Source organism: Vibrio sp. D173a (genome assembly GCF_030248475.1).
In genome coordinates this window covers 1-22,185 of the sequence record NZ_JAHGAH010000050.1, presented here as the reverse complement: position 1 = coordinate 22,185, position 22,185 = coordinate 1, and the positions used below count along the sequence as shown (strand labels likewise).

Below are 22,185 nucleotides of genomic sequence, written 5' to 3'. Positions count from 1 at the left end.
CAAAGTCTGCCAACCACTTGAGTAGAACGACACGTATAAACTAAGTGGGTGAGTTGGTTTCTACCCTATAAAAATGCATTAGCAAGGAGGCCTTATGATTACCCATATAAGCCCCGCAGGTAGCATGGATTTGCTATCACAACTGGAAGTTGAACGTCTTAAGAAAACCGCATCAAGTGAGCTGTACCAGCTCTACCGTAACTGTACGCTTGCGGTCCTCAACTCTGGTAGCCATACCGACAACTCAAAAGAGCTGTTAGACAAATACCTTTCATTCGATGTGAATGTAATGCGTCGTGAGCGTGGTATCAAGCTTGAGCTTGCTAACCCGCCAGAGCACGCGTTCGTTGATGGCGAAATCATTAAAGGTATCCAAGAGCACTTATTCTCTGTTCTGCGTGACATCGTATACGTAAACATGCACTTGGCGGACAACCAACGCCTTAACCTCACTAACGCCACTCACATAACCAACCTCGTATTTGGTATCTTACGTAATGCCGATGCTTTAACGCCTGGCATTGAACCAAATCTGGTGGTGTGTTGGGGTGGTCACTCCATCAACCCAACCGAGTACCAATACACTCGCGAAGTAGGTAACGAATTAGGCCTGCGTGAGCTGAACATCTGTACGGGCTGTGGTCCGGGTGCAATGGAAGGCCCAATGAAAGGCGCAGCGATTGGTCACGCCAAACAGCGTTATACCGAGCAGCGTTACCTTGGTTTGACAGAGCCTTCAATCATTGCGGCTGAGCCACCAAACCCAATCGTGAATGAACTGGTGATCATGCCAGACATTGAGAAGCGTCTTGAAGCCTTTGTTCGTATGGCGCACGGCATCGTTATCTTCCCTGGTGGTCCTGGTACAGCCGAGGAACTGCTGTACATCTTGGGTATCATGATGCACCCAGAAAATGCTGACCAACCAATGCCAATCGTACTAACTGGCCCGAAAGAGAGTGAAGCCTACTTCCGCTCTATCGATGCTTTCATTGCTGACACCCTGGGTGAAGAAGGTCAGAAACACTACCAAATCGTGATTGATGATCCCGCAGAAGTGGCTCGCATCATGAAACGCTCAATGGAAGACGTTCGCCAGCATCGTAAAGAAAAAGGCGATGCGTACAGCTTTAACTGGTCACTGAAGATCGAGCCTGAGTTCCAACTACCGTTTGAGCCTACTCACGATGCAATGGCAAGCTTAAACTTGAACATCAACCAGAAACCACAAGTTCTGGCAGCAAGTTTACGTCAAGCCTTCTCAGGTATCGTAGCAGGTAACGTCAAAGCAGAAGGGATTCGAGAAATCGAACGTAAAGGCCCGTTCACCATCAATGGTGAGCCAGTCTTGATGAAGAAGCTCGACAAGCTATTGAAAGACTTTGTTGCTCAACACCGCATGAAACTTCCTGGCGGGACGGCTTACGAACCATGTTACCGCATCGCCCATCAGGAAAATGGTGGTCGATAGATAACTCAGCTTTGGTTACACTAGGGGCATTACGCCCCTTTTTTATTGCTAAGTCATTATGTCTATTCATCTTGTTATCATTGATGCCCTAAACCTGATCCGCCGCGTGCACTCAGCGCAACCCGATCCTACTGACATAGCAAGAACCATTACCACCACAGTCAGAACACTGACTCGCATCCTGTCTGAAGCGCAACCGACGCACATCATCGCGGTATTTGATCACCATGAACAAGATCGCGGCTGGCGCGCAGAAATTCTCCCGGACTACAAACAAAACCGAAAGCCCATGCCAGAGCCTTTGATCAAGGGCTTAGATGCGCTCCAACAAGCGTGGTGGGAACAAGGTATTGATTCGCTGCTGTCTGAAGGCGACGAGGCGGATGACTTGGTTGCAACTCTGGCCACCAAAGTCGCCAGTCACGGAGAGAAGGTCACGATAGTCTCGACCGATAAAGGATACTGCCAGTTGCTGTCCCCGACTTTGCAAATCCGTGATTACTTCCAACACCGCTGGCTGGATGAGCCGTTTATCGAAAAAGAGTTTGGCGTAAAACCATCCCAGCTTGCCGACTACTGGGGCTTAACGGGCATCAGTTCAAGCCAAGTTCCGGGCGTTCCCGGTGTAGGTCCAAAAGCAGCAAAGGAAATTCTCACTCAGTTTGAGGACATTGAAGCGGCATACGCAAGTGAAGAGCTGGTACCGAAATATCGTAAGAAGTTGGATGAACACATTGAGTCTGCGCGTCTATGCAAGCGAGTAGCAGCGCTGAAATGCGATATCGATCTCGGCTTTAACCTGCAAGATATTCGCTTTACCGGACCAAATAAAGCGCAATAGCAGCCAACGTCAGACACTAAAAAAGCGCCCTACTGTAGGCGCTTTTTTGATTCTGCTCTATCGCATAGTAACGCGTAGATTAGTGTGGAGAGATGTTAGACAAACACTGAATGTGAATCGTGATCTCTTCGCGGTCATGGTACAAGTGCTTCGCTTGCAGCTTGAATTTCACCTTGTTCTCAATCAGGAACGTTTTTAGGTTCTCAAGATCTTGCAGTACTTCGTCGTAGCGACCTTTCATTGGTAGCTTAAGGTTGAAAATCGCTTCTTTCGCCCAACCTTTTAGCAGCCACTGACCCATAAGGTGTGCAACGCGTGCTGGCTTCTCAACCATATCACACACAATCCAAGTCACGTTTTTACGGTCTGGTTCGAATTTAAAGCCATCCACCATGTGGTGCTTGATTTGCCCCGTTTCCATTAGGCTGTCCGCCATCATGCCGTTGTCCACACAGTGAACGAACATCGAACGTTTAACCAATTGGTAAGTCCAACCGCCCGGACAAGCACCTAGGTCAACACCCCACATACCTGGCGCTAAACGCTCATCCCATTCTTCACGAGGAATGAAGACGTGGAATGCTTCTTCTAGTTTCAAAGTAGAACGGCTTGGCGCGTCTGCTGGAAACTTAAGGCGAGGAATGCCCATAAAGAACTGCGAGTTGTTGCCCGGGTATGAGTAGCCGACGTAACAATGACCCGGAGCCACAAAGCAGATATGCAGCACTGGCTTCTTCGCGTTGTCTTTGTTCCACATAAGACCTTTACCACGCATAGCTTGACGCATTGGTACCGTGAACTTACGGCAGAACTTCAACAGCTCTTTTGCTTCGTTCGTGTCTGGGGTTTCAATACGCAGATCGCCACAACGTGGGAATGCTTCGATTTCTGACAATTCAGCAAGAATTGGGCTGATACGGTCGTCGCTTGGTAGCGCTTCAAACTCAGCCGCCACAGCAAACATCTGACGTGCAAAAATCAGTGCGCTAAAGTCGATGCCTTTTGCTAGCTTGTCTGCGTCTCCATCTTGGTAACACTCGAAGACAACATAACCTGAGTTTTTCTTCACACGAGGGAAGCCATACACTTCCAGCTGTGTTGCTTTGTCCTGAATTTCACCAGCACACTCTTTCTCAAAGCCAGAACGGCAATAGAGCATTAGTTGTTTCACTTGGAGACCTCTTTGATATTAAACGCAGCAAAAAAGAACAGACACCAGCCGATCATGAACAACAATCCTCCCATTGGAGTAATTGGTCCAAACCACTTAATACCCGTCAGCGCCAGCGCGTAAAGACTGCCGCTAAAACAAAAGATGCCGATGATAAAGCAAATCGCCGCGATGAAAAAATACTTTTGTGCTTTTTGTCCCAAATTGAGCAACAGCAAAATTGCACAAAATGCGATAGCCAAAGTATGGATGAACTGGTACAAAACGCCGGTTTCAAAGACGCCCAGTAAATAAGGCGATAACTTCGCTTTCAAACCATGTGCAGCAAATGCACCTAGAGCTACTGAGATCAAGCCAGAAAGACCAGTAAACGAGAGTAACCACTTACTTTTCACGGTACACCTCTTTAATAAATACCGCTAACTGCTCCACTGTCGAGGCAATGTTACCTGCTTCTGTATAACCTGAGCTCTTGCGTGGCTTAAAGCTGTGGTCACCGTCTGGCAGAAAGCTCACTGTGATCTGCTCTGATAATGCAAAGCCTTCGAACTCTTCGCGCTTACCGAATGTATCGCGCTCACCTTGTAGAATTAAGGTTGGCTTGTCGATGCTAGCTAAATGCTCACCTTTGTATTTCTCTGGCTTACCGGGTGGGTGAAAAGGAAAACCTAAACAAGCAATACCCGCCACCAGCGCATTGTCAGCAAGTAAGCTCGACATACGTCCACCCATCGACTTGCCACCAATCACGATAGGTCGAGTAGTAAAGTGAGCGATCACTTCTTCATAGGCTTCAAGAAGCTTTGGCGCACGATCTGGCGGACGCTTCTTACCATCTTCCGTTCGCTTAACCATATAAGGGAAATTAAAACGCACCACGCGTATACCCTGCTCAACTAATCCTTTGGCAACAGCAGTCATGAAATCGTGCTCCATACCTGCCCCTGCGCCGTGAGCAAAAATAAACAGCGGTCCGTTTTCAGGTCCCTCAGCTATCCAATGGCTCATCCAATACTTCCTCTTGTTCTTTTCTCGCAGTAGCCAGCATCCAGTCTCTAAACGTCGCGATACGTCCCATGTCCGCTTGCTGTTCGTGGCACACTACGTAGAAGGCATTCTTCGACACCAACACTTCATCAAATGGCGCGATTAAGCGTCCCGCTTCCATTTCAGGTTTGGCGAGTACGTTGTTTCCTAGGGCGACACCTTGTCCGTGAGCAGCAGCTTGTAACACCATGGTCGAGTGGCTAAAAATCGGCCCATGATTCACATTGATGCCTTCGATGTTCTGCTGGCGAGCAAACTGCTTCCAATCTTTACGAGAAGTATCATGTAACAAGGTGTGTAATTTAAGGTCACTTAGAGATTCTAATGGTTTGTTACCCAAAAGTAACGAAGGTGAACAAAGTGGGATCAAAAACTCTTGGTAGAGTTTATCAGCACGTAAACCAGGCCAGTTACCTCGACCATAATAGATAGCCACATCAACATCATCAGTCAGTGAACCTTCATCCATATCAACCGCTTTGATACGCACGTCAATGTCTGGTTCTTGGGCATTAAAATCGGCCAAACGCGGCACCAACCACTGGATAGCAAAACTTGGTGGCAAACTGATGGTCAGCGCCCCTTTTTCACTGCGTTCCAATACTTTATCGGTCGCTTCAGCTATCGAAGTGAAGATATCTTTGATGTCCAGAAAGAAACTTTGCCCCTCTTCTGTCAGCAACAATGAACGATTGCGACGACGGAAGAGTTTCAACGATAGGAACTCTTCAAGAGCCTTAATCTGATGACTTACAGCCGCTTGAGTAACAAACAACTCTTCAGCGGCACGGGTAAAACTAAGATGGCGAGCAGCCGCTTCAAAAACGCGAAGTGAATTCAACGGAGGCAATCTGCGAGACATTATGGGACCTCAAGTAGGATTAGTTTTTTTTATCTGAAACATTATAAAATGTCCGTTGCCGAACAGCCAGATAAATTCTATATTTCACCCCGCAACACGAGCCTGAACGGCTTGATTCCGTTTGTGAATCAATTGGCTTCGTTGTTGCGATGTTGTGTTTGCAAACTCGTATTTCGAGTTAGGTAGATTTCTACCATATGTTTTGTCCACACTCCCTGTGACAAAACAGATACTTCCTGTATTTATTTTGACCTGTCTGTCAAATTTCTTGCACCGCCTTATTAGGCGGTGTTTTTTTATCTGAAAAATCCCACCGCCCCTCTTCTCCAGGAATTGGTATCCACATCACCTTTTCAGCCGAACTTCGGATTAATTATCGTTATATCAATAACAATTACGAAGTGTGAGATTGAGTTCAATATTATCACTTTATAAAACAAAATTTTGCACGAGTTAAAACTAAAAAAGCGCAAGCTGATTTCTCAGTCTGCGCTTTGTGATTCTCTGCTTTGCTACGCGGTTGAGAGCGCGCGATTAAGGGCGGTAAACCTTCACGTTGTTGAAGCCTTGCTCTTGCAAGTAAAGCGCTTGCAGACGGCTCATCACGCCACGGTCACAGTACAGTAGGTATGTCTTCGCTTGGTCTAGATCGCCAAACTGAGTACCCAGCTTGTAGAACGGAATGTGTTTTACTTCAACGCCATCGATTTCTAGTGAGTTATCGTCTTCCTCTTCAGGGCTACGAATATCCAGTACGATTGCGTGCTCTTCTACAGCTTGTACTTGCTCAACTTCTGGAGCCGCTTGCTTAGACTCTTTCGCGATATCACGGATGTCCATCATACGAGCGTCTTGAACCACTTGTTCAAGGATGCTGAAGTCGAATTTCTGCTCTTCTGCTTCGAGCTTGCCTTTCACCGCTTTCACAGTTGGCTTCTTAGAGATAACACCACAGTATTCTGGCATTGTCTTCGCGAAGTCTTCAGTGCCGATTTCACGCGCTAGGTTAACTATGTCTTCTTTGTCCCAGTTGATTAGCGGACGCAGGATAAGAGTATCTGTTACGTTATCGATGTGGCGTAAGTTAGTTAGTGTTTGGCTTGATACCTGACCTAGCGCTTCACCTGTCACTAATGCTTCGATCTTCATCTTCTGAGCAATCATGCCTGCGGCACGCATGAACATACGCTTCAGTATCACGCCCATTTGGCCGTCATCAACTTTCTCCAGGATTTCAGCCACTACCGGTTCGAAATCAACTGAGATGAAACGTACTTTTGCTGAAGAACCGTATTTGTTCCATAAGTAGTGAGAAACCTGCTTAACACCGATTTCGTGCGCTGGACCACCTAGGTTAAAGAAACAGTAATGCACTTTAGAGCCACGTTTGATGTGTAGGTAGCTTGAAACACCAGAATCAAAACCACCTGAGATCAGGCTGAGTACGTCTTCTTGTGTACCTAGTGGGAAACCACCTAAGCCTTTGTGACTTGCCAATACTTGGTTTAGCCTGTCGTTAGTTACTTCAACGTTGATCGTTACATCCGGCTTGCTGAGCTTAACGCGAGCGCTTTCTACGGCTTGGTTAAGACCGCCACCTACGTAACGCTCTAGCTCAATAGAAGTAAAGTCGTGTTTACCACGACGCTTTGCGCGCACAGCGAAGGTCTTGCCTTCGATCAGTGAACCGCTTAGCTCTAAAACCTGCTCGTAAATATCGTGCAAGTCTTTGAATTCGGTTTGCTTTACTTCAAGGACGTGGCGAATACCTGGCGTGTGCGTCAGGATTTCTAAAACTTCAGCGTGGAACTCGTCACTCTCAGAGGTCACTTCAATGTGATCACGACGGTTGAATACCGCGACAGATTCCGTACGGCTCTTAACGATGTTACGAATGTTGCACTCTAAAATCTTTGTGAAGCGCTTACGCACAGATTCACTTTTTACAAAAATTTCTGGATGGGGCTTTACAATAAATTTCATAGTCTAGTTCGCAGGTTAGTTTCGCAATCAACAATGAGTGAGGCTCCACCTAGATGCTTCGCACGCAGAAAAATTGCGTTTTGGTCATAAAGGTAGCCTGAGCTCACTTCAAAGGCGCAAGATTATACACCTAAGCGAAATGGAATGACAAAAAAAGCGAGCTAACGCTCGCTTTTAGTATAGAAACAAATATCCGCTTATTGAATTACGGGCACTTCTTCGCTGTAAAGTGGCTCACCTTGCATGATGCTGATTTCAACACGGCGGTTAAGTGCACGGTTCGCATCAGAATCGTTTGGTGCTAGCGGTTCGGTATCGGCCATGCCTCGCACTCTTAAGCGTTGGTGCGAGAAGCCTCTTACTTTCTCCATTTCTTGAGCCACCGACACCGCTCTTTGCGACGACAAGTCCCAATTGGAGCGATACAGCTCAGAATCCAACGGTTGGTTGTCCGTATGTCCAGACACTCGAACAATGCCTGGTACGTCTTTGACCAGTTCGGCAATCTGGCGTACCAGCGGTCTGAACTTCGGCTGCAAGAACGCAGAGCCTTCAGGGAAAGCACCTTTCTCACGCATTCGAATCACGATCTGCTGACCGAGATTTTCGACCTCAATTGCGCCTTGCTCAATTTCACGCTCCAACGCTTTCTTGATACTTTCCATCAAGGTTTCCATCTCTTGCGATGTTTGTTCAGACTGCTGTTGTTGCATGTCTGATTCCGCCGATTGGTTGTTATGCGTTGACGTTTCTGGCGATTGACCACCCGTTAGCTTACCTTGGTCTCGCTTAGTGCCACCCGCTCGGTCAGATTCTCCTTCATGGAACTCCAACGTCTGCTGAGTGATGTCCATGGTTTGCTGCATGATGACATCAATCGGTGTTGGCTCTGGTCGGCCCGGTCGAAACTCTTGCGCAATGATGCTGGTGCCCTTTGGAATGTCCTTCACTTCAAGTTGGTTCTGAACACCAAAAGCAAACTTCATCGAACCCGCAATCTGTTTGAACTTCAGTACGTCCATTTCCGAGAACGAAAGCAGCAATACGAAGAAACACATCAGAAGTGACATTAAGTCAGCGAATGTCCCCATCCACAGCGGGAGGCCGGGTGGTGGACAATCACATTTATTATCTTCATCCATCAGATGACCTCCGGATTACTCATCGATCTCGAGAGCGCGTTTACCCTCGTTGAGGTAGTTCTTCAGGTAACTGTCGATAACACGTGGGTTCTGACCATCTTGGATTGCCAAAACGCCATCCATAATCAAACGACGGTTTAAGGTTTCTTGATCGCGGCGCAGTGAAAGCTTATCGGCAATTGGGAAAAACACCATGTTAGAAAGCACCGCACCGTATAGTGTGGTCAAAAGCGCTACCGCCATCGCAGGGCCGATCGCTTTTGGGTCATCCATGTTTGAAAGCATGGCTACCAGACCAACCAGTGTACCGATCATGCCCATCGCAGGAGTTACGTCACCAAACGCACGGAATACACCGGTACCTTGAGTATGACGCTCGTCGGTAAGTGCAATGTCTTTCTGTAGTGCCGCACGTACAACGTCGGCATCATGTCCATCAACCAGTAAGTCGATGCCTTTCTGCATAAAGCTGTTGTTGATTTCCATCTCTTCAAGAGCAAGGAAGCCACCTTTACGTGCCGCGTCTGCCATTTCAACAATCTTAGCGATCAGGTCTTCTGGCTCATCCGCTTTAAACATGAACGCTTTACCAGCGATCTTAGTCGCGCCAAAGAACTGCCCCATGGTGAACTTCATCAGCACAACAAATGCCGAACCACCAACTACAATTAGGATTGAGGTGACGTCTACGAACATGCCAATGCTGCCACCTAGCACCATCGCCATAATGACGAATGCAAAACCACCAATCAAACCTATTAGGGTTGCTAAATCCACAAAGCACTCCTTTCGCTATACTTAAACATTGCCTAGTCAGGCGAATTATTACTTGTATCGACAACTAGAACAGTTTTTTTAGAAAAATCTTGGTCAATACATCACAAAAAGATCGTTTAGGCTCGAACTAAATGATCGAGATTGTCTCATCAGACCCGTTGAGAGCTAATTTTGTGACAATTATATAAGGTTAAATTTGACCAACTTAGTAGGCTAAGGTAACTTGCGTGCATTCTATTAGAGGCTTGATTAAGGCAGATAAAAGATGGCGGTCAAGAAACCAGAAAACATGACCTTCGAAGCAACCATTGAAGAGCTAGATAGCTTGGTTGATCAACTAGAGAATGGCGATCTTGCCCTAGATGATGCCCTACGTAAATTTGAGCGTGGCATTGCACTGGCTCGTGCTGGTCAAACTAAACTGAGCGACGCCGAACAGCGCGTTAGCATTCTTCTTAGCGAAGATGATGAAGCACCACTGAGTGACTTCAACCCTGAGTCAGAATAATTATCAGTAGTGAGCAATGTGATGCAAGAGACATTGACGTCTTATCAACAAAGAAACAACCAACAACTCAATCAGTGGCTTGAGCAACTGCCTCATCAAGAACAGCCGCTGATTCAAGCGATGAAATACGGCCTACTACTAGGTGGCAAACGTGTTCGTCCTTTCCTTGTTTACATCACAGGTCAAATGCTGGGTTGTAAGCCAGAAGATCTTGATACGCCCGCTTCTGCAATAGAGTGTATCCATGCCTATTCTCTGATTCATGATGATCTACCAGCCATGGATGATGATGATTTGCGTCGCGGTCAACCAACTTGTCACATCAAGTTTGACGAAGCGACAGCCATCCTAACTGGTGATGCACTTCAAACGCTTGCCTTCACCATTCTTGCCGAAGGCGCACTGAATCCGAACGCAGAGAACCAGCGTATAAAAATGGTACAAGCTCTAGCGCAAGCCTCTGGTGCTGGCGGTATGTGTCTTGGCCAGGCGTTGGATTTAGGTGCAGAAAATCGTCGTGTATCCCTCGCAGATTTGGAAGAAATTCATCGCAATAAAACTGGTGCACTGATTAACTGTGCCGTAAAACTGGGCGCGTTAGCCGCAGGCGAAAAAGGCCTAGAAGTTTTGCCACACTTAGAACGCTACTCAAAAGCGATTGGTTTGGCGTTTCAGGTTCAAGACGATATTCTTGATATCATCAGTGACACAGAAACACTGGGTAAGCCTCAAGGTTCAGACCAAGAGCTGAACAAGAGTACTTATCCATCTCTACTGGGTTTGGAGGGAGCAATGGAGAAAGCTCACACTCTGCTACAGGAAGCTCTTCAAGCATTGGAAGCAATCCCATACAATACTCAGTTACTCGAAGAGTTCGCCCGATATGTCATCGAGCGCAAGAACTAAACTATAAGCGCGCATTTATATGACTCTTGATATTTCAAAGTACCCAACACTGGCGTTAGCAAATACACCGGAGGAGTTGCGTCTTCTTCCGAAAGAAACATTGCCAACATTGTGCGATGAACTACGCACGTATCTGCTAAATTCAGTGAGTCAGTCTAGCGGACACTTAGCGTCTGGCTTAGGCACAGTAGAGCTAACCGTAGCTCTGCATTATGTATACAACACACCCGTAGATCAGTTGATCTGGGACGTAGGCCACCAGGCTTACCCACACAAGATTCTCACTGGTCGTCGTGATCAGATGCCAACTATCCGTCAGAAAGACGGCCTTCACCCATTCCCATGGCGTGAAGAGAGCGAATACGACACCCTATCCGTTGGTCACTCATCTACTTCTATCAGTGCAGGTCTTGGCATGGCCATCAGTGCGCAAAAAGAAGGTGAAGGTCGTAAAGTGGTCAGCGTTATTGGCGACGGTGCAATCACCGCTGGTATGGCTTTCGAAGCGATGAACCACGCTGGTGACGTTCACCCAGATATGCTGGTGATTCTGAACGATAACGAAATGTCGATCTCAGAAAACGTAGGCGCACTGAACAACCACCTTGCTAAAGTCCTTTCTGGCAGCCTATACACCTCTATCCGTGAAGGCGGTAAGAAAGTGTTGTCTGGCGTCCCACCAATTAAAGAGCTGGTTCGTCGTACGGAAGAACACCTAAAAGGCATGGTTGTTCCTGGCACCTTATTCGAAGAGCTAGGCTTCAACTACATCGGCCCTATTGATGGACACGATGTGAAAGAGCTAGTTAAAACGCTGAAAAACATGCGTGAGCTGAAAGGCCCTCAATTCCTGCACATCATGACCAAGAAAGGCAAAGGTTATGAGCCAGCAGAAAAAGACCCTATTGGTTATCACGCAGTGCCAAAGTTTGCTCCCTCAAACAACAGTTTGCCGAAGAGCAGCGGTGGCAAGCCAAACTTCTCTAAGATCTTTGGTGATTTCCTATGTGACATGGCGGCGCAAGATCCTAAGCTGATGGCGATTACGCCAGCGATGCGTGAAGGCTCTGGTATGGTTCGCTTCTCGAAAGAGTACCCAGAACAGTACTTTGACGTCGCGATTGCAGAACAGCACGCCGTGACTCTCGCGACGGGTATGGCAATTGCGGGCGATCATCCGATTGTAGCAATCTACTCTACCTTCCTACAGCGTGGTTACGATCAGTTGATTCACGATGTGGCGATCATGGACTTGCCGGTGATGTTCGCTATCGACCGTGCTGGTCTGGTTGGCGCCGATGGCCAAACCCACCAAGGTGCGTTTGATCTTAGCTTCATGCGTTGTATCCCGAACATGGTGATCATGGCTCCAAGTGACGAAAACGAATGTCGTCAAATGCTGTACACGGGTCATAAGCACACAGGTCCAAGCGCGGTTCGTTACCCACGCGGTAGCGGCATGGGCACAGACATCGAAAAAGACTTCACTGCACTTGAAATCGGTAAAGGTCGTATCGTTCGTAAAGGTGAAAAAGTGGCAATTCTTAGCTTCGGTACCTTCTTAGGTAACGCGCTAGAAGCAGCTGAAAACCTAAACGCAACGGTAGCAGACATGCGCTTTGTTAAGCCACTTGATGAAGCCTTGATCCGACAGCTAGCAGCTGAGCACGATGTGCTAGTTACGCTCGAAGAAAACGCGATCGCTGGTGGTGCTGGCGCGGGTGTGATTGAGTTTATGATGCAAGATAAGATCATCAAGCCTGTACTCAACCTTGGCCTGCCAGATCGCTTCGTTCCTCAAGGCACACAAGACGAGCTACACGAAGATCTTGGCTTAGATGCGAAAGGCATCGAGAAGTCGATCAACGATTACTTAGCTAAGTAAGCGTACGTAATACAACGAAGTAAACACAGAAAAGGGATGCCGTGGCATCCCTTTTGTTTATTTGTCGATTGTCAGTACGATGCCATAAGTACTACGCGAAAGTACTACATCCAGCCTGCGTATTTCGCCACTAAAAACAGTGCGATACCCGCCATAATGCCTGCCACGATATCATCAATCATGATACCTAAGCCGCCGTGAACACGTTTATCCAACCAACCGATTGGCCATGGTTTTACCATGTCAAAGAAGCGGAACAAGATAAAGCCAGTTATTAGCCACTTCCATTCCGTCACTGGAATATTCAATGCTGGCACAAGGCTCATGGTGATCCAAAAGCCCGCAAACTCATCCCACACGATAGAGCCATGATCGTGAACGCCCATGTCATCTGATGTCACTTGGCAAATCTTAATGCCAATCACACAAGAGAAAAGCACGACAACCACATAAAGTGGAAAAGGCAGTTGTGCTAACAAGAGGAACAAAGGCACCGCCGCAAGCGTCCCCATTGTCCCAGGCACCACTGGTGATAAGCCGCTACCAAAACCTGTCGCCAAAAGATGCCACGGGTTCTTTAATGAAATCAGAGAGAGAGGGTTGGTCATTTCCTTAAACCTATACTGCAAGTTTGGTATCAATCTTAGGCTAACGCCTAGCTCAGATTATTTAAAGTGGTCAAAGCCGCTGAGATCCCAATCAAGAGGTTGATTGTTATCGTGCAGCTCAAACGTGCCTCTTGGTCGAATCTGGCCAATACACGTGACTTTACATCCCGTGTGCGACAGTGCGCTTTGCAATGAACCGTGGTTCTGCTCTGGCACAGTAAAACACAGCTCGTACTCTTCACCACTTGATAAAGCATACTGCTGAGCGCTGACCTTATCATCTAAAAACTGAACTAATTCTGAAGATATCGGCAGCTGGGAGACATCCAGGCTAACCCCCACATCAGAACGTTTGAGAATGTGCTTGATATCAGAGATCAAACCATCAGAAATATCAATCGCCGACGATGCCAACCCAATGAGTGCTTGTCCGGCTAATACGCGAGGAGTACTGAGATAATGTGCTTTTTCAAGCTCTGGCGCTGCAATGCGTGAGCGCAGTGAATCATCCAAAATCACATCCAGACCAGCTTTGGCATCACCAAGGTTACCTGTCACATACACCCAGTCACCGACTTTTGCTCCAGAGCGAGTCAAAGCTTTGCCCTCTGGTACAAAGCCTTGCACCGTAAGTGTCAGGCTCAGTGGACCTTTGGTGGTATCACCGCCAATGAGTTGAATACCAAAGTAGTCTGCCAGCTCAAAAAATGCATCACAGAAGGGCGCAAGCCATGCTTCATCTGGCTCAGGCATGGTCAATGCAAAGCTCACCCAAGCTGGGGTTGCACCCATTGCAGCCAAATCACTGATGTTAGAGGCCAGCGCCTTATGCGCGACCCAAGCAGGATTGGCATCGGCAAGAAAATGAGTACCAGCCACCAGCGTATCGGTGCTAATGGCAATTTGCACGTTGTCTGGCGCTTTCACTAACGCACAATCGTCACCTGCCGCTAGGTGTACGTCTTTGCGCTGGTTTTGGCGTCCAACAAAGTACTTGTCGATCAGATTAAATTCACCAGACATTGTTCACTTACTGTTTGATATAAAAGCTTTTGATACAAAAAAGGTCAGCATCTGCTGACCTTTTTAATGAAGAAATCGTTATTTCTTACGTACGTGTGGCGCCGCTTTATCTAGCACACCATTCACAAATTTGTGGCTGTCTTCTGCCGCGAATACTTTTGCAAGTTCAATCGCTTCGTTGATTACCACTTTGTAAGGAACATCTTCGCGACGAGTCATCTCGTACATAGCAAGGCGAAGAAGAGCAAGTTCCATCATGTCTAGGTCCTGCATTGGACGTGACACGTATGGACGGATTTTGCTATCTAGCTCAGAGTGGCTAAGTACAACACCGCTTAGTAGTTCACGGAAGTAAGCTACGTCTGTTTCTGGAGCAGCTAGTGCAGGCTCAGATGCGTGAAGTTCTTCTTCATCGTATTTGTCGCCAGACAAAAACTGTTCTTCGATCGTGGCAACATTGTCTTTAGTAATTTGCCATGAGTAGATCGCTTGTAGCGCGAATTGACGTGCGTTACGACGTGCGGCTGGTTTCACACTGGCCCCCATTAGGAATCAATTTCAGATAGTACGTTAATCATTTCAAGTGCGCTTAGTGCAGCCTCTGCACCTTTATTACCAGCCTTGGTTCCTGCGCGTTCAATCGCTTGATCGATAGTATCAACAGTCAGTACGCCAAACGCCACCGGAAGACTGTATTCCAGAGAAACTTGTGCAAGACCCTTGTTACACTCACTACAAACATAGTCAAAGTGTGGTGTACCGCCACGGATTACTGTACCTAGAGATACGATTGCATCGTACTTACCAGTCTTAGCAACACGTTGAGCTACTAGAGGTAGTTCTACGGCACCTGGACAACGAACAACAGTGATGTTGTCTTCGCTTACTTGTCCGTGACGCTTTAGTGTATCGATCGCACCAGATAGTAGGCTTTCGTTAATAAAACTGTTGAAACGAGAAATAACGATAGCAATTTTTGCATTTGGCGCTGGGAAGCCACCCTCGATCACTTTCATAAGCTTTCCTTTAACTCTATTTATAAGTGAAAATTGTTCATCAAGTGAGAATCGCCGGATTCTATCACAAATTTGTGAGCAATATCTAATGGAAATTGGAGACGAATCACGAGTTCCTAGCCTTAACGATGATAAGTACTCGCAAGACTAGGAACCTGTAAGTCAGTTGTTATTCGCAGACATACTCAACTACGTTCAGGCCAAAACCGCCTAGCGCGTGGTACTTTTTGTTGGTCGAAGAAAGCAGACGCATATCGTGCACGCCTAGGTCAGCAAGAATTTGCGAACCAACGCCTACACGGCGAGAAGTGCCTTGTTTCTTCGCAAGTGTTGGGGCTTCACCTTTATCTTGCGCTTCAAACATCTTAACGCGGTGAACAAGTAGATCGGTTGATTCTTCATTGCCAAGTACAACCAATACACCACCCTCTTCGCCAATGCGCTTCATTGCCTTCTCTAGTGTCCAACTGCGCTCTGCATTGCGGTCACTACGAAGTACATCGGTAAAGACATCTTGTAGGTGGACACGAACCAATGGCGCATCTTCTGTTAGGTCACCTTTGCTCATTGCGTAATGCACTTGGTTATCGATAGTGTCTTTGTAAGTCACCAGCGTAAACTCGCCGAACTCCGTTGGTAGTGCGCATTCTGCCACTCGCTCAATGGTCGTTTCTGTGTTGTTGCGGTATTCGATAAGATCCGCAATGGTCCCCAGTTTCAAGCCGTGCTTTTCAGCGAACACTTCTAAATCTGGGCGGCGCGCCATCGTGCCATCGTCGTTTAGGATTTCAACGATAACCGATGCAGGCTCAAGACCTGCCAGACGAGCCAAATCACAACCAGCCTCAGTGTGGCCTGCGCGAGTTAGAACACCACCATCTTGTGCTGCTAGAGGGAAGATGTGACCCGGTTGTACTAAGTCTGCCGCTTTTGCGTTTGGCGCGACTGCAGCTTGTACAGTGCGAGCGCGGTCCGCTGCAGAAATACCCGTTGTTACACCTTCAGCGGCTTCAATAGAAACCGTAAAATTGGTGGTGTATTGTGCGTTGTTGTCTTGCACCATTGGCGGAAGGCCAAGGCTCTCACAACGAGTTTTTGTCATGGTTAGACAGATTAAGCCACGGCCATGCGTAGCCATAAAGTTGATAGCTTCCGGCGTAATGTGCTCGGCAGCCATGATCAAATCACCTTCATTCTCGCGGTCTTCATCATCCATCAGGATGACCATTTTGCCTGCGCGAATGTCATCAATAATCTCTTGAGGCGTGCTGATAGGCATATTCTGTTTCCCGTTATTCAAAAATTTATTATTGCAGCAGCAATGCGTTTAACGTTTCGTTGAGTTACGTCTACTGGCTTTGGTCAGCAAAGCAGTTTGAAGCCAACCTTTATTAAGTCAGTTAACCTGATAACGTTCTGTGATTGTGGTCGGTTTCGTTTAAGCAAAACCATTTTGCTGCAAGAAATCCATGGTAATTCGTGATTCTTGCGACTCTTCTTTTTGACCTTGTAGCAAACGCTCCATGTAGCGAGCTAACACGTCCACTTCTAGGTTCACTTTACGGCCAACTTGGAACTGATCGATGGTCGTCTCTTCACTAGTGTGAGGAACAATTGTTAATTTAAAACCATTCTTACGTAGGTCGTTGACGGTCAGACTAATGCCATCCACTGTGATAGAGCCTTTTTCTGCCACGTACTTACAAATTTCCGCTGGCATCTCAACCCAGAATTCAATCGCACGGCCGACTTGGTTACGCTCAACAATCACACCCACGCCATCGACGTGACCGGACACAATGTGGCCACCAAAACGAGTGGTCGGTAGCATGGCTTTTTCGAGGTTCACTTTGTCACCAACTTGGTAGGCAGCAAAACCGGTTTTGTTCAGCGTTTCCAGTGACAAATCCGCACTGTAGTAGTGACTACCGAAGTCGACGACCGTCAAACACACACCATTGGTCGCGATACTGTCGCCTAACTTAACGTCAGACATATCCAACTTGCCTACTTCTACCGTTACGGTGATGTCTTCGCCTTTTGGCGTAATAGCAGTCAGCTTACCAACTGCCTCTACAATTCCTGTAAACATAATGCTTCTTTCTAGCTTTGGTTGCGTTTGACGGTTGCAGTAATACGAATATCCACACCCACCATTCGAACATCGGTAATAGTTAAATCGATAACTTGGGCCATCTCAGTTAACCCAAGTGCACCAATCAAGCCTCGTCCATCGCTGCCCATCAATTTGGGTGCAAGATAAACAATCAGTTCATCTACAAGGTTAGCTTTGATTAACGAACTCGCGAGCGTCGCTCCTGCCTCGACCCACAAGTGATTGATATGGTATCCGCTTGCTACATTTCTTAGTGTCGCCGCTAAGTCAATTTGGCCATTTTCACCCAGTTCAGGGACCATATCGCTACCTTGGCTGACAATGATACGCTCACCATCAGTATTGAATAGCTTTAGATCATCACTAAGCTGAGACTGGCGATCGAAAATAACGCGCGGAGGCTGACGGACATCCTCTTGGGGATATTGCGTTTGCACGCTTTTTGGCAAATCCTCCCAGCGAACATTCAATGACGCATTGTCATCAATCACGGTTTTGCTGGTTGAGAGAATCCCACAGCTCAATGCACGATAACGCTGCACATCTTGGCGAGCCTTTGGGGAGGTGATCCATTGGCTTTGACCATTACTGAGTGCGCTTTGTCCGTCTAAACTGGCCGCCATTTTCAACTGAATGTATGGCATGCCCGTTTGCATGAATTTGATGAAGCCTTTGTTCAGTTCAATAGCTTCGCTTTCTAACAAGCCGACCTGAACTTCTACCCCTGCATCACGCAGCATTTGAAAACCGCGCCCTGCGACTTTCGGGTTGGGATCTTCCATCGCACAGACAACGCGCGCGACTTTGGCTTTGATGAGCCCTTCAGCACAAGGTGGCGTGCGGCCATAGTGAGAACAAGGCTCCAACGTTACGTAAGCTGTCGCACCTTGGGTTTTATCCCCCGCCATACGCATGGCGTGGACTTCGGCATGAGGCTCGCCTGCACGGTGATGATGACCTTCGCCAACTATCTCACCGTCACGGACAATAACACAGCCTACATTCGGGTTAGGTGCCGTTGTATAAATGCCGCGCTTCGCTAACTTGAGCGCACGCGACATCATTTCGAAATCTTGAGAGGTAAATTCTGAAGAGAGAGATTGTTGAGCCATGATTCAATCAGTCTTCTAGGCGAGCAATTTCTTCGCCAAATTCACGGATGTCTTCAAAGCTGCGGTAAACCGATGCGAAACGGATATAAGCGACTTTATCCAGCTCTTTTAATTGGTCCATAACTAGATTACCAATCATCTCGCTAGGTACTTCACGCTCACCAGTGGCACGTAGTTGTGACTTAATCATGCTAATCGCTAGCTCGATAGAATCGGCACTCACTGGACGTTTTTCTAGGGCACGCTGTATCCCACCGACCATCTTGTCTTCATCGAAGGGTTCGCGGTTGCCGTTTGACTTAATCACTTTCGGCATCACCAACTCTGCCGTCTCAAACGTAGTAAAACGTTCGCTACATGCAAGACACTGGCGACGACGACGAACCTGATGGCCGTCCGCAACTAAGCGGGAATCAATTACTTTTGTATCGTTCTCAGAACAAAAAGGACAATGCATATCACCTCCAAATAGCGTGCGATTGGGTTCGTCCCAAAAGCAAGACTAGTGTAGCGGAATTGCTATGTTAGAGAAAACAAAAAGGGGCACTACTGCCCCTTTTTCAATCAATATCAGACGTTTTCTGTTAACTGCGTGCTAGGTAGTTTGCTTTACCAACCCATTTGTAGCTGGTTAGCTCTTCCAAGCCCATAGGACCACGTGCATGCAGTTTCTGAGTGGATACCGCTACTTCTGCACCAAGACCAAACTGAGCACCATCCGTAAAGCGTGTTGCCGCATTGACGTAGACTGCGGCAGAACCCACTGAGTTGATGAACAACTCTGAGTTTTCTAGGCTGTTAGTCATGATCGCATCTGAATGACTCGCGTTGTGAACACGCATGTGATTGATCGCTTCTTTCACATCAGCAACCACTTTTACACCAAGCGTGTAACTTAGCCATTCCGTATCAAAATCGCCTTCACCCGCATCACGAATTTGCTTTGCTTGCGCCATGAGCGCTTTTGCTTTTGGCTCCGCAACGAAGGTCACTTTGTCGTTCATGCGTTCTACAATCATTGCTAGGAATTGCGCTGCCACTTTTTCATGAACAAGCAGAGTATCTAACGAGTTACATGCTGAAGGACGTTGAACTTTTGAGTTCTCAACAACATTCAATGATTTTTCTAGATCCGCAGACTCATCAACAAAGATGTGGCTAATCCCAAAACCACCAATGATCACTGGAATGGTGCTGTTGTCTTTACACATTTTGTGTAGACCAGCGCCACCACGTGGAATGATCATATCGACGTAATCGTCTAGTTTTAGCAGTTGAGAAACCAACTCGCGGTCTGGCTTTTCAATGTATTGAACAGAAGCCGCTGGCAAGTTCGCTTTCGCCAGCGCAGATTGAATAACCTTTACCAATTCCATATTAGAAAAGAACGTCTCTTTGCCACCACGAAGTATGCTTGCGTTACCTGTTTTTAGACACAGTGCAGCAATATCGATGGTTACGTTTGGACGCGCTTCGTAAATCACGCCAACCACACCAAGTGGTACGCGACGACGAGACAGAGACATGCCGTTTTCTAGCACTTTGCTGTCAATCTCGCTGCCCACAGGGTCATTTAGACTGATTACGTTACGCACGTCATTGGCAATGCCTGTTAGACGCTCTTCGTTCAATAGAAGTCGGTCAAGTAGAGCATCGGTAAGGCCCGCTTCGCGGCCCAGTTCGATGTCTTTTGCGTTTGCAGCCAAAATAGTTGCTGCGTTAGCTTCTAGCTCATCAGCGATGATCGCTAGTGCTTGGTTCTTTTGTGCGGTTGACGCTGTCGCCAATTCGAAAGCTGCATCTTTGGCAGCTTTACCCATATTCGTTAAATCCACGTTGCTTCCCTCAATTTCTATTCTTGAATGACGACAAGATCATCGCGATGAATCACTTCTGAGCCGTAGTCATGACCCAAAATAGAGATGATATCTTTACTGTGCTTACCGGCGATTTTCGCGAGGTCTTCACTTGAGTAGGCGCTGATACCACGAGCAACCAGTTTGCCGTGAGAGTTTGTTACGCGCGCCACTTCGCCACGAGCAAAGTCACCGCTTACCTTAATAACGCCTTTTGCAAGCAGGCTGCTACCTTTGCCAACAACCGCATTCACTGCGCCATCGTCAATAATGATGTCACCAGATGCCGCAGGGCCCGCTAAGATCCAGCGTTTACGGTTTTCTAGCGCTTCTTCACAAGGAAGGAAACGCGTGCCTTGTGGCTCTGAGCTCAATGAGTCAAAGATAACATTTGGTGCACTACCCGCTGCAATGATCACCTCAATGCCTGCACGTCGAGCGATGTCTGCCGCCTGAAGCTTGGTTGCCATGCCGCCAGTACCTAGCGTTGTGCCGCTACCACCCGCAATCTTACGCAAAGTATCATCGATGGTTTTCACTTCTTTGATCAGTTCGGCATTTGGATCTTTACGAGGGTCTGCAGTAAACAAACCTTTTTGGTCTGTTAGCAGCAGTAATTTGTCTGCACCACACAAAATCCCCACCAAAGCAGACAAGTTATCGTTGTCACCAACTTTGATCTCGTTGGTTGCTACCGCATCGTTTTCGTTCACGATAGGAATAATGTCGTTTGCAACCAGAGCATTGATGGTGTCACGCGCATTTAGGAAACGCTCGCGATCGTCCAAATCCGCACGAGTTAGCAGCATCTGACCAATTTTGATGCCATAAATGCCAAACAAAGACTCCCATGTTTGAATCAAACGGCTCTGGCCCACAGCAGCAAGCAACTGTTTGCTCGCCATCTCGTTGGGCAGTGCGGGGTATCCAAGATGCTCACGGCCTGCTGCAATCGCACCAGACGAAACCATTACTACTGAATGGCCTTGTTTTTTTAGCTCAGCACATTGACGAGCCAGCTCTACCATATGAGCACGGTTTAACGCCAAAGTGCCGCCTGTCAGCACACTTGTACCCAGTTTCACAACGACGGTCTGTGGTTGCGAAACAACTGCATTCTGTTGATTCGTTGTCATGATGTCTTCTGAAATGAAAAACAAATAAAGAGTGGATGTTTTAGCAATCAAATGGGGATTTAACAAGCAGAAAAGGTGCGAAAACGCACCTTTTTGTCTTATCGAGGAGGAAAACAGCCAAATTAGGCGAAATCAAACGATTCAGTGTGATATTCCACTTCCAGTTTGAAATGCTCAGCTACTGTGTCTGTCAGCTTCTGGTGGAAGGTACTCTGCGTCAGGTACACTTCTTCCGTCACCTTGGCGGGTAGTGGTTCTGAAGTCCAGTCCCCTTCTTTGTTGTATTTACCAATATGGTATTTTGCCGTAAAGCCACCTTCGATGGACTCCAAGTCCATCCACCAGCCCCAAAATTCACGTTTTTCAGGTGACTTTTTATCGTCTACACAGACTGATAAACAGTCAAAATAGTAGTGACCTTCTTGTGATTGTGGTTCGCGCAGGTATGGACCTATTGCCTTCAACTTTGACATCAAGCGAAAGTGAGTCGGTCCCTGTGTCGTCTCTGACATAAGAATCTCCGTTTCCATAGTAAGGATATTTAGCTATCCAAGAATGATTATTATTTTTAGGGTGTGTTGATCTTTCGTGAGTATTTTTTGAACAACATTGTAAAGAGTTATAATTTGCTTCGCCAAAAGTAAAACCATAACCAATACCATGCCAAGAACAATGCTAACTGATATTCGATGGGAACTGCTACTTCAAATTATGAAAAGTACAGG

Annotated in this window: 23 protein-coding genes; 5 read left to right on the top strand and 18 right to left on the bottom strand. The window is 47.1% G+C overall.

All coding sequences use genetic code 11. The annotated features are described in order from the left end of the window. Positions 1–94: 94 nt before the first annotated feature. Positions 95–1,471, top strand: a complete 1,377-nt coding sequence (gene ppnN, locus KIV40_RS06205) for a nucleotide 5'-monophosphate nucleosidase PpnN (protein ID WP_005530670.1) — start codon at positions 95–97, stop codon at positions 1,469–1,471. A 58-nt stretch (positions 1,472–1,529) separates the two neighbouring features. After that, complete coding sequence (gene xni, locus KIV40_RS06200) at positions 1,530–2,312, top strand: flap endonuclease Xni (protein WP_285348277.1); 783 nt, start codon at positions 1,530–1,532, stop codon at positions 2,310–2,312. 79 nt (positions 2,313–2,391) lie between these two features. Here xni and rlmM read toward each other — a convergent pair whose 3' ends face one another. From rlmM to pomA, 7 genes are all read right to left on the bottom strand, one after another. Beyond that, complete coding sequence (rlmM, locus tag KIV40_RS06195; protein WP_010648228.1) at positions 2,392–3,483, bottom strand: 23S rRNA (cytidine(2498)-2'-O)-methyltransferase RlmM; 1,092 nt, start codon at positions 3,481–3,483, stop codon at positions 2,392–2,394. Next, positions 3,480–3,878, bottom strand: a complete 399-nt coding sequence (locus KIV40_RS06190) for a DUF423 domain-containing protein (RefSeq protein WP_010648226.1) — start codon at positions 3,876–3,878, stop codon at positions 3,480–3,482. The genes rlmM and KIV40_RS06190 overlap by 4 nt, the downstream gene beginning before the upstream one ends. Further along, positions 3,868–4,491, bottom strand: a complete 624-nt coding sequence (locus tag KIV40_RS06185) for an alpha/beta fold hydrolase (protein WP_012127167.1) — start codon at positions 4,489–4,491, stop codon at positions 3,868–3,870. The genes KIV40_RS06190 and KIV40_RS06185 overlap by 11 nt, the downstream gene beginning before the upstream one ends. Further along, a complete protein-coding gene (locus tag KIV40_RS06180; protein ID WP_285348274.1) occupies positions 4,472–5,392 on the bottom strand; it encodes a transcriptional regulator GcvA in 921 nt (306 codons plus the stop codon). Before KIV40_RS06180 ends, KIV40_RS06185 begins: the two co-directional genes overlap by 20 nt. Before the next feature lie 534 nt (positions 5,393–5,926). Then, positions 5,927–7,375 (bottom strand): tRNA uracil 4-sulfurtransferase ThiI, encoded by a 1,449-nt coding sequence (thiI, locus tag KIV40_RS06175; RefSeq protein ID WP_010648221.1) that lies wholly within the window; start codon positions 7,373–7,375, stop codon positions 5,927–5,929. 197 nt (positions 7,376–7,572) lie between these two features. After that, on the bottom strand, positions 7,573–8,517 hold the full coding sequence (locus KIV40_RS06170; RefSeq protein ID WP_005530654.1) for a flagellar motor protein MotB: 945 nt from the start codon (positions 8,515–8,517) through the stop codon (positions 7,573–7,575). A 15-nt stretch (positions 8,518–8,532) separates the two neighbouring features. After that, positions 8,533–9,294 (bottom strand): flagellar motor protein PomA, encoded by a 762-nt coding sequence (gene pomA, locus KIV40_RS06165; protein ID WP_005530650.1) that lies wholly within the window; start codon positions 9,292–9,294, stop codon positions 8,533–8,535. 265 nt (positions 9,295–9,559) lie between these two features. Here pomA and xseB point away from each other — a divergent pair, with 265 nt between their 5' ends. From xseB to dxs, 3 genes are read left to right on the top strand one after another with little or no spacing between them, the layout of a single operon-like run. Then, positions 9,560–9,802 (top strand): exodeoxyribonuclease VII small subunit, encoded by a 243-nt coding sequence (gene xseB / locus KIV40_RS06160; RefSeq protein WP_005427560.1) that lies wholly within the window; start codon positions 9,560–9,562, stop codon positions 9,800–9,802. Positions 9,803–9,823: 21 nt separating this feature from the next. Next, positions 9,824–10,708 carry a (2E,6E)-farnesyl diphosphate synthase gene (gene ispA / locus KIV40_RS06155; RefSeq protein ID WP_012127163.1) on the top strand — a complete coding sequence of 295 codons (885 nt, stop codon included), beginning with the start codon at positions 9,824–9,826 and terminating at the stop codon, positions 10,706–10,708. A gap of 19 nt (positions 10,709–10,727) precedes the next feature. Continuing rightward, positions 10,728–12,593, top strand: a complete 1,866-nt coding sequence (gene dxs / locus KIV40_RS06150; protein ID WP_285348272.1) for a 1-deoxy-D-xylulose-5-phosphate synthase — start codon at positions 10,728–10,730, stop codon at positions 12,591–12,593. A 104-nt stretch (positions 12,594–12,697) separates the two neighbouring features. Here the strand turns inward: dxs and pgpA are convergent, their stop codons facing one another. The 11 genes from pgpA to crl form a co-directional block, all read right to left on the bottom strand. Continuing rightward, positions 12,698–13,201, bottom strand: a complete 504-nt coding sequence (pgpA, locus tag KIV40_RS06145; RefSeq protein ID WP_012127161.1) for a phosphatidylglycerophosphatase A — start codon at positions 13,199–13,201, stop codon at positions 12,698–12,700. A 57-nt stretch (positions 13,202–13,258) separates the two neighbouring features. Beyond that, positions 13,259–14,224 carry a thiamine-phosphate kinase gene (gene thiL / locus KIV40_RS06140; protein WP_005530642.1) on the bottom strand — a complete coding sequence of 322 codons (966 nt, stop codon included), beginning with the start codon at positions 14,222–14,224 and terminating at the stop codon, positions 13,259–13,261. A gap of 78 nt (positions 14,225–14,302) precedes the next feature. Beyond that, a complete protein-coding gene (gene nusB / locus KIV40_RS06135; protein ID WP_005440182.1) occupies positions 14,303–14,770 on the bottom strand; it encodes a transcription antitermination factor NusB in 468 nt (155 codons plus the stop codon). After that, positions 14,770–15,240 carry a 6,7-dimethyl-8-ribityllumazine synthase gene (ribE, locus tag KIV40_RS06130; protein WP_005440184.1) on the bottom strand — a complete coding sequence of 157 codons (471 nt, stop codon included), beginning with the start codon at positions 15,238–15,240 and terminating at the stop codon, positions 14,770–14,772. Before ribE ends, nusB begins: the two co-directional genes overlap by 1 nt. A 169-nt stretch (positions 15,241–15,409) precedes the next feature. Then, positions 15,410–16,519 (bottom strand): bifunctional 3,4-dihydroxy-2-butanone-4-phosphate synthase/GTP cyclohydrolase II, encoded by a 1,110-nt coding sequence (gene ribBA, locus KIV40_RS06125; protein WP_285348269.1) that lies wholly within the window; start codon positions 16,517–16,519, stop codon positions 15,410–15,412. Positions 16,520–16,678: 159 nt separating this feature from the next. Then, positions 16,679–17,332, bottom strand: a complete 654-nt coding sequence (locus KIV40_RS06120; RefSeq protein ID WP_005424876.1) for a riboflavin synthase — start codon at positions 17,330–17,332, stop codon at positions 16,679–16,681. Positions 17,333–17,343: 11 nt separating this feature from the next. Then, on the bottom strand, positions 17,344–18,468 hold the full coding sequence (gene ribD / locus KIV40_RS06115; RefSeq protein ID WP_012127159.1) for a bifunctional diaminohydroxyphosphoribosylaminopyrimidine deaminase/5-amino-6-(5-phosphoribosylamino)uracil reductase RibD: 1,125 nt from the start codon (positions 18,466–18,468) through the stop codon (positions 17,344–17,346). A 7-nt stretch (positions 18,469–18,475) separates the two neighbouring features. Then, positions 18,476–18,925 carry a transcriptional regulator NrdR gene (gene nrdR, locus KIV40_RS06110; RefSeq protein WP_005424846.1) on the bottom strand — a complete coding sequence of 150 codons (450 nt, stop codon included), beginning with the start codon at positions 18,923–18,925 and terminating at the stop codon, positions 18,476–18,478. Positions 18,926–19,052: 127 nt separating this feature from the next. After that, positions 19,053–20,303: a glutamate-5-semialdehyde dehydrogenase gene (locus tag KIV40_RS06105; protein WP_285348267.1), complete on the bottom strand. Its 1,251-nt coding sequence runs from the start codon at positions 20,301–20,303 to the stop codon at positions 19,053–19,055. Positions 20,304–20,320: 17 nt separating this feature from the next. After that, the gene (gene proB, locus KIV40_RS06100) at positions 20,321–21,460 is read right to left on the bottom strand and encodes a glutamate 5-kinase (RefSeq protein ID WP_005424865.1); all 1,140 of its coding nucleotides are present in this window, start codon (positions 21,458–21,460) and stop codon (positions 20,321–20,323) included. A gap of 122 nt (positions 21,461–21,582) precedes the next feature. Beyond that, a complete protein-coding gene (gene crl / locus KIV40_RS06095) occupies positions 21,583–21,972 on the bottom strand; it encodes a sigma factor-binding protein Crl (RefSeq protein WP_005424873.1) in 390 nt (129 codons plus the stop codon). Positions 21,973–22,185: the final 213 nt, after the last annotated feature.

Coding starts and splice junctions, on each gene's coding strand:
- ppnN (WP_005530670.1), top strand. CDS start 95: ATGATTACCCATATAAGCCCCGCAGGTAGCATGGATTTGCTATCACAA.
- xni (WP_285348277.1), top strand. CDS start 1,530: ATGTCTATTCATCTTGTTATCATTGATGCCCTAAACCTGATCCGCCGC.
- KIV40_RS06185 (WP_012127167.1), bottom strand. CDS start 4,491: ATGAGCCATTGGATAGCTGAGGGACCTGAAAACGGACCGCTGTTTATT.
- KIV40_RS06180 (WP_285348274.1), bottom strand. CDS start 5,392: ATGTCTCGCAGATTGCCTCCGTTGAATTCACTTCGCGTTTTTGAAGCG.
- thiI (WP_010648221.1), bottom strand. CDS start 7,375: ATGAAATTTATTGTAAAGCCCCATCCAGAAATTTTTGTAAAAAGTGAA.
- KIV40_RS06170 (WP_005530654.1), bottom strand. CDS start 8,517: ATGGATGAAGATAATAAATGTGATTGTCCACCACCCGGCCTCCCGCTG.
- xseB (WP_005427560.1), top strand. CDS start 9,560: ATGGCGGTCAAGAAACCAGAAAACATGACCTTCGAAGCAACCATTGAA.
- ispA (WP_012127163.1), top strand. CDS start 9,824: ATGCAAGAGACATTGACGTCTTATCAACAAAGAAACAACCAACAACTC.
- dxs (WP_285348272.1), top strand. CDS start 10,728: ATGACTCTTGATATTTCAAAGTACCCAACACTGGCGTTAGCAAATACA.
- pgpA (WP_012127161.1), bottom strand. CDS start 13,201: ATGACCAACCCTCTCTCTCTGATTTCATTAAAGAACCCGTGGCATCTT.
- thiL (WP_005530642.1), bottom strand. CDS start 14,224: ATGTCTGGTGAATTTAATCTGATCGACAAGTACTTTGTTGGACGCCAA.
- nusB (WP_005440182.1), bottom strand. CDS start 14,770: ATGGGGGCCAGTGTGAAACCAGCCGCACGTCGTAACGCACGTCAATTC.
- ribE (WP_005440184.1), bottom strand. CDS start 15,240: ATGAAAGTGATCGAGGGTGGCTTCCCAGCGCCAAATGCAAAAATTGCT.
- ribBA (WP_285348269.1), bottom strand. CDS start 16,519: ATGCCTATCAGCACGCCTCAAGAGATTATTGATGACATTCGCGCAGGC.
- KIV40_RS06120 (WP_005424876.1), bottom strand. CDS start 17,332: ATGTTTACAGGAATTGTAGAGGCAGTTGGTAAGCTGACTGCTATTACG.
- ribD (WP_012127159.1), bottom strand. CDS start 18,468: ATGGCTCAACAATCTCTCTCTTCAGAATTTACCTCTCAAGATTTCGAA.
- nrdR (WP_005424846.1), bottom strand. CDS start 18,925: ATGCATTGTCCTTTTTGTTCTGAGAACGATACAAAAGTAATTGATTCC.
- proB (WP_005424865.1), bottom strand. CDS start 21,460: ATGACAACGAATCAACAGAATGCAGTTGTTTCGCAACCACAGACCGTC.
- crl (WP_005424873.1), bottom strand. CDS start 21,972: ATGTCAGAGACGACACAGGGACCGACTCACTTTCGCTTGATGTCAAAG.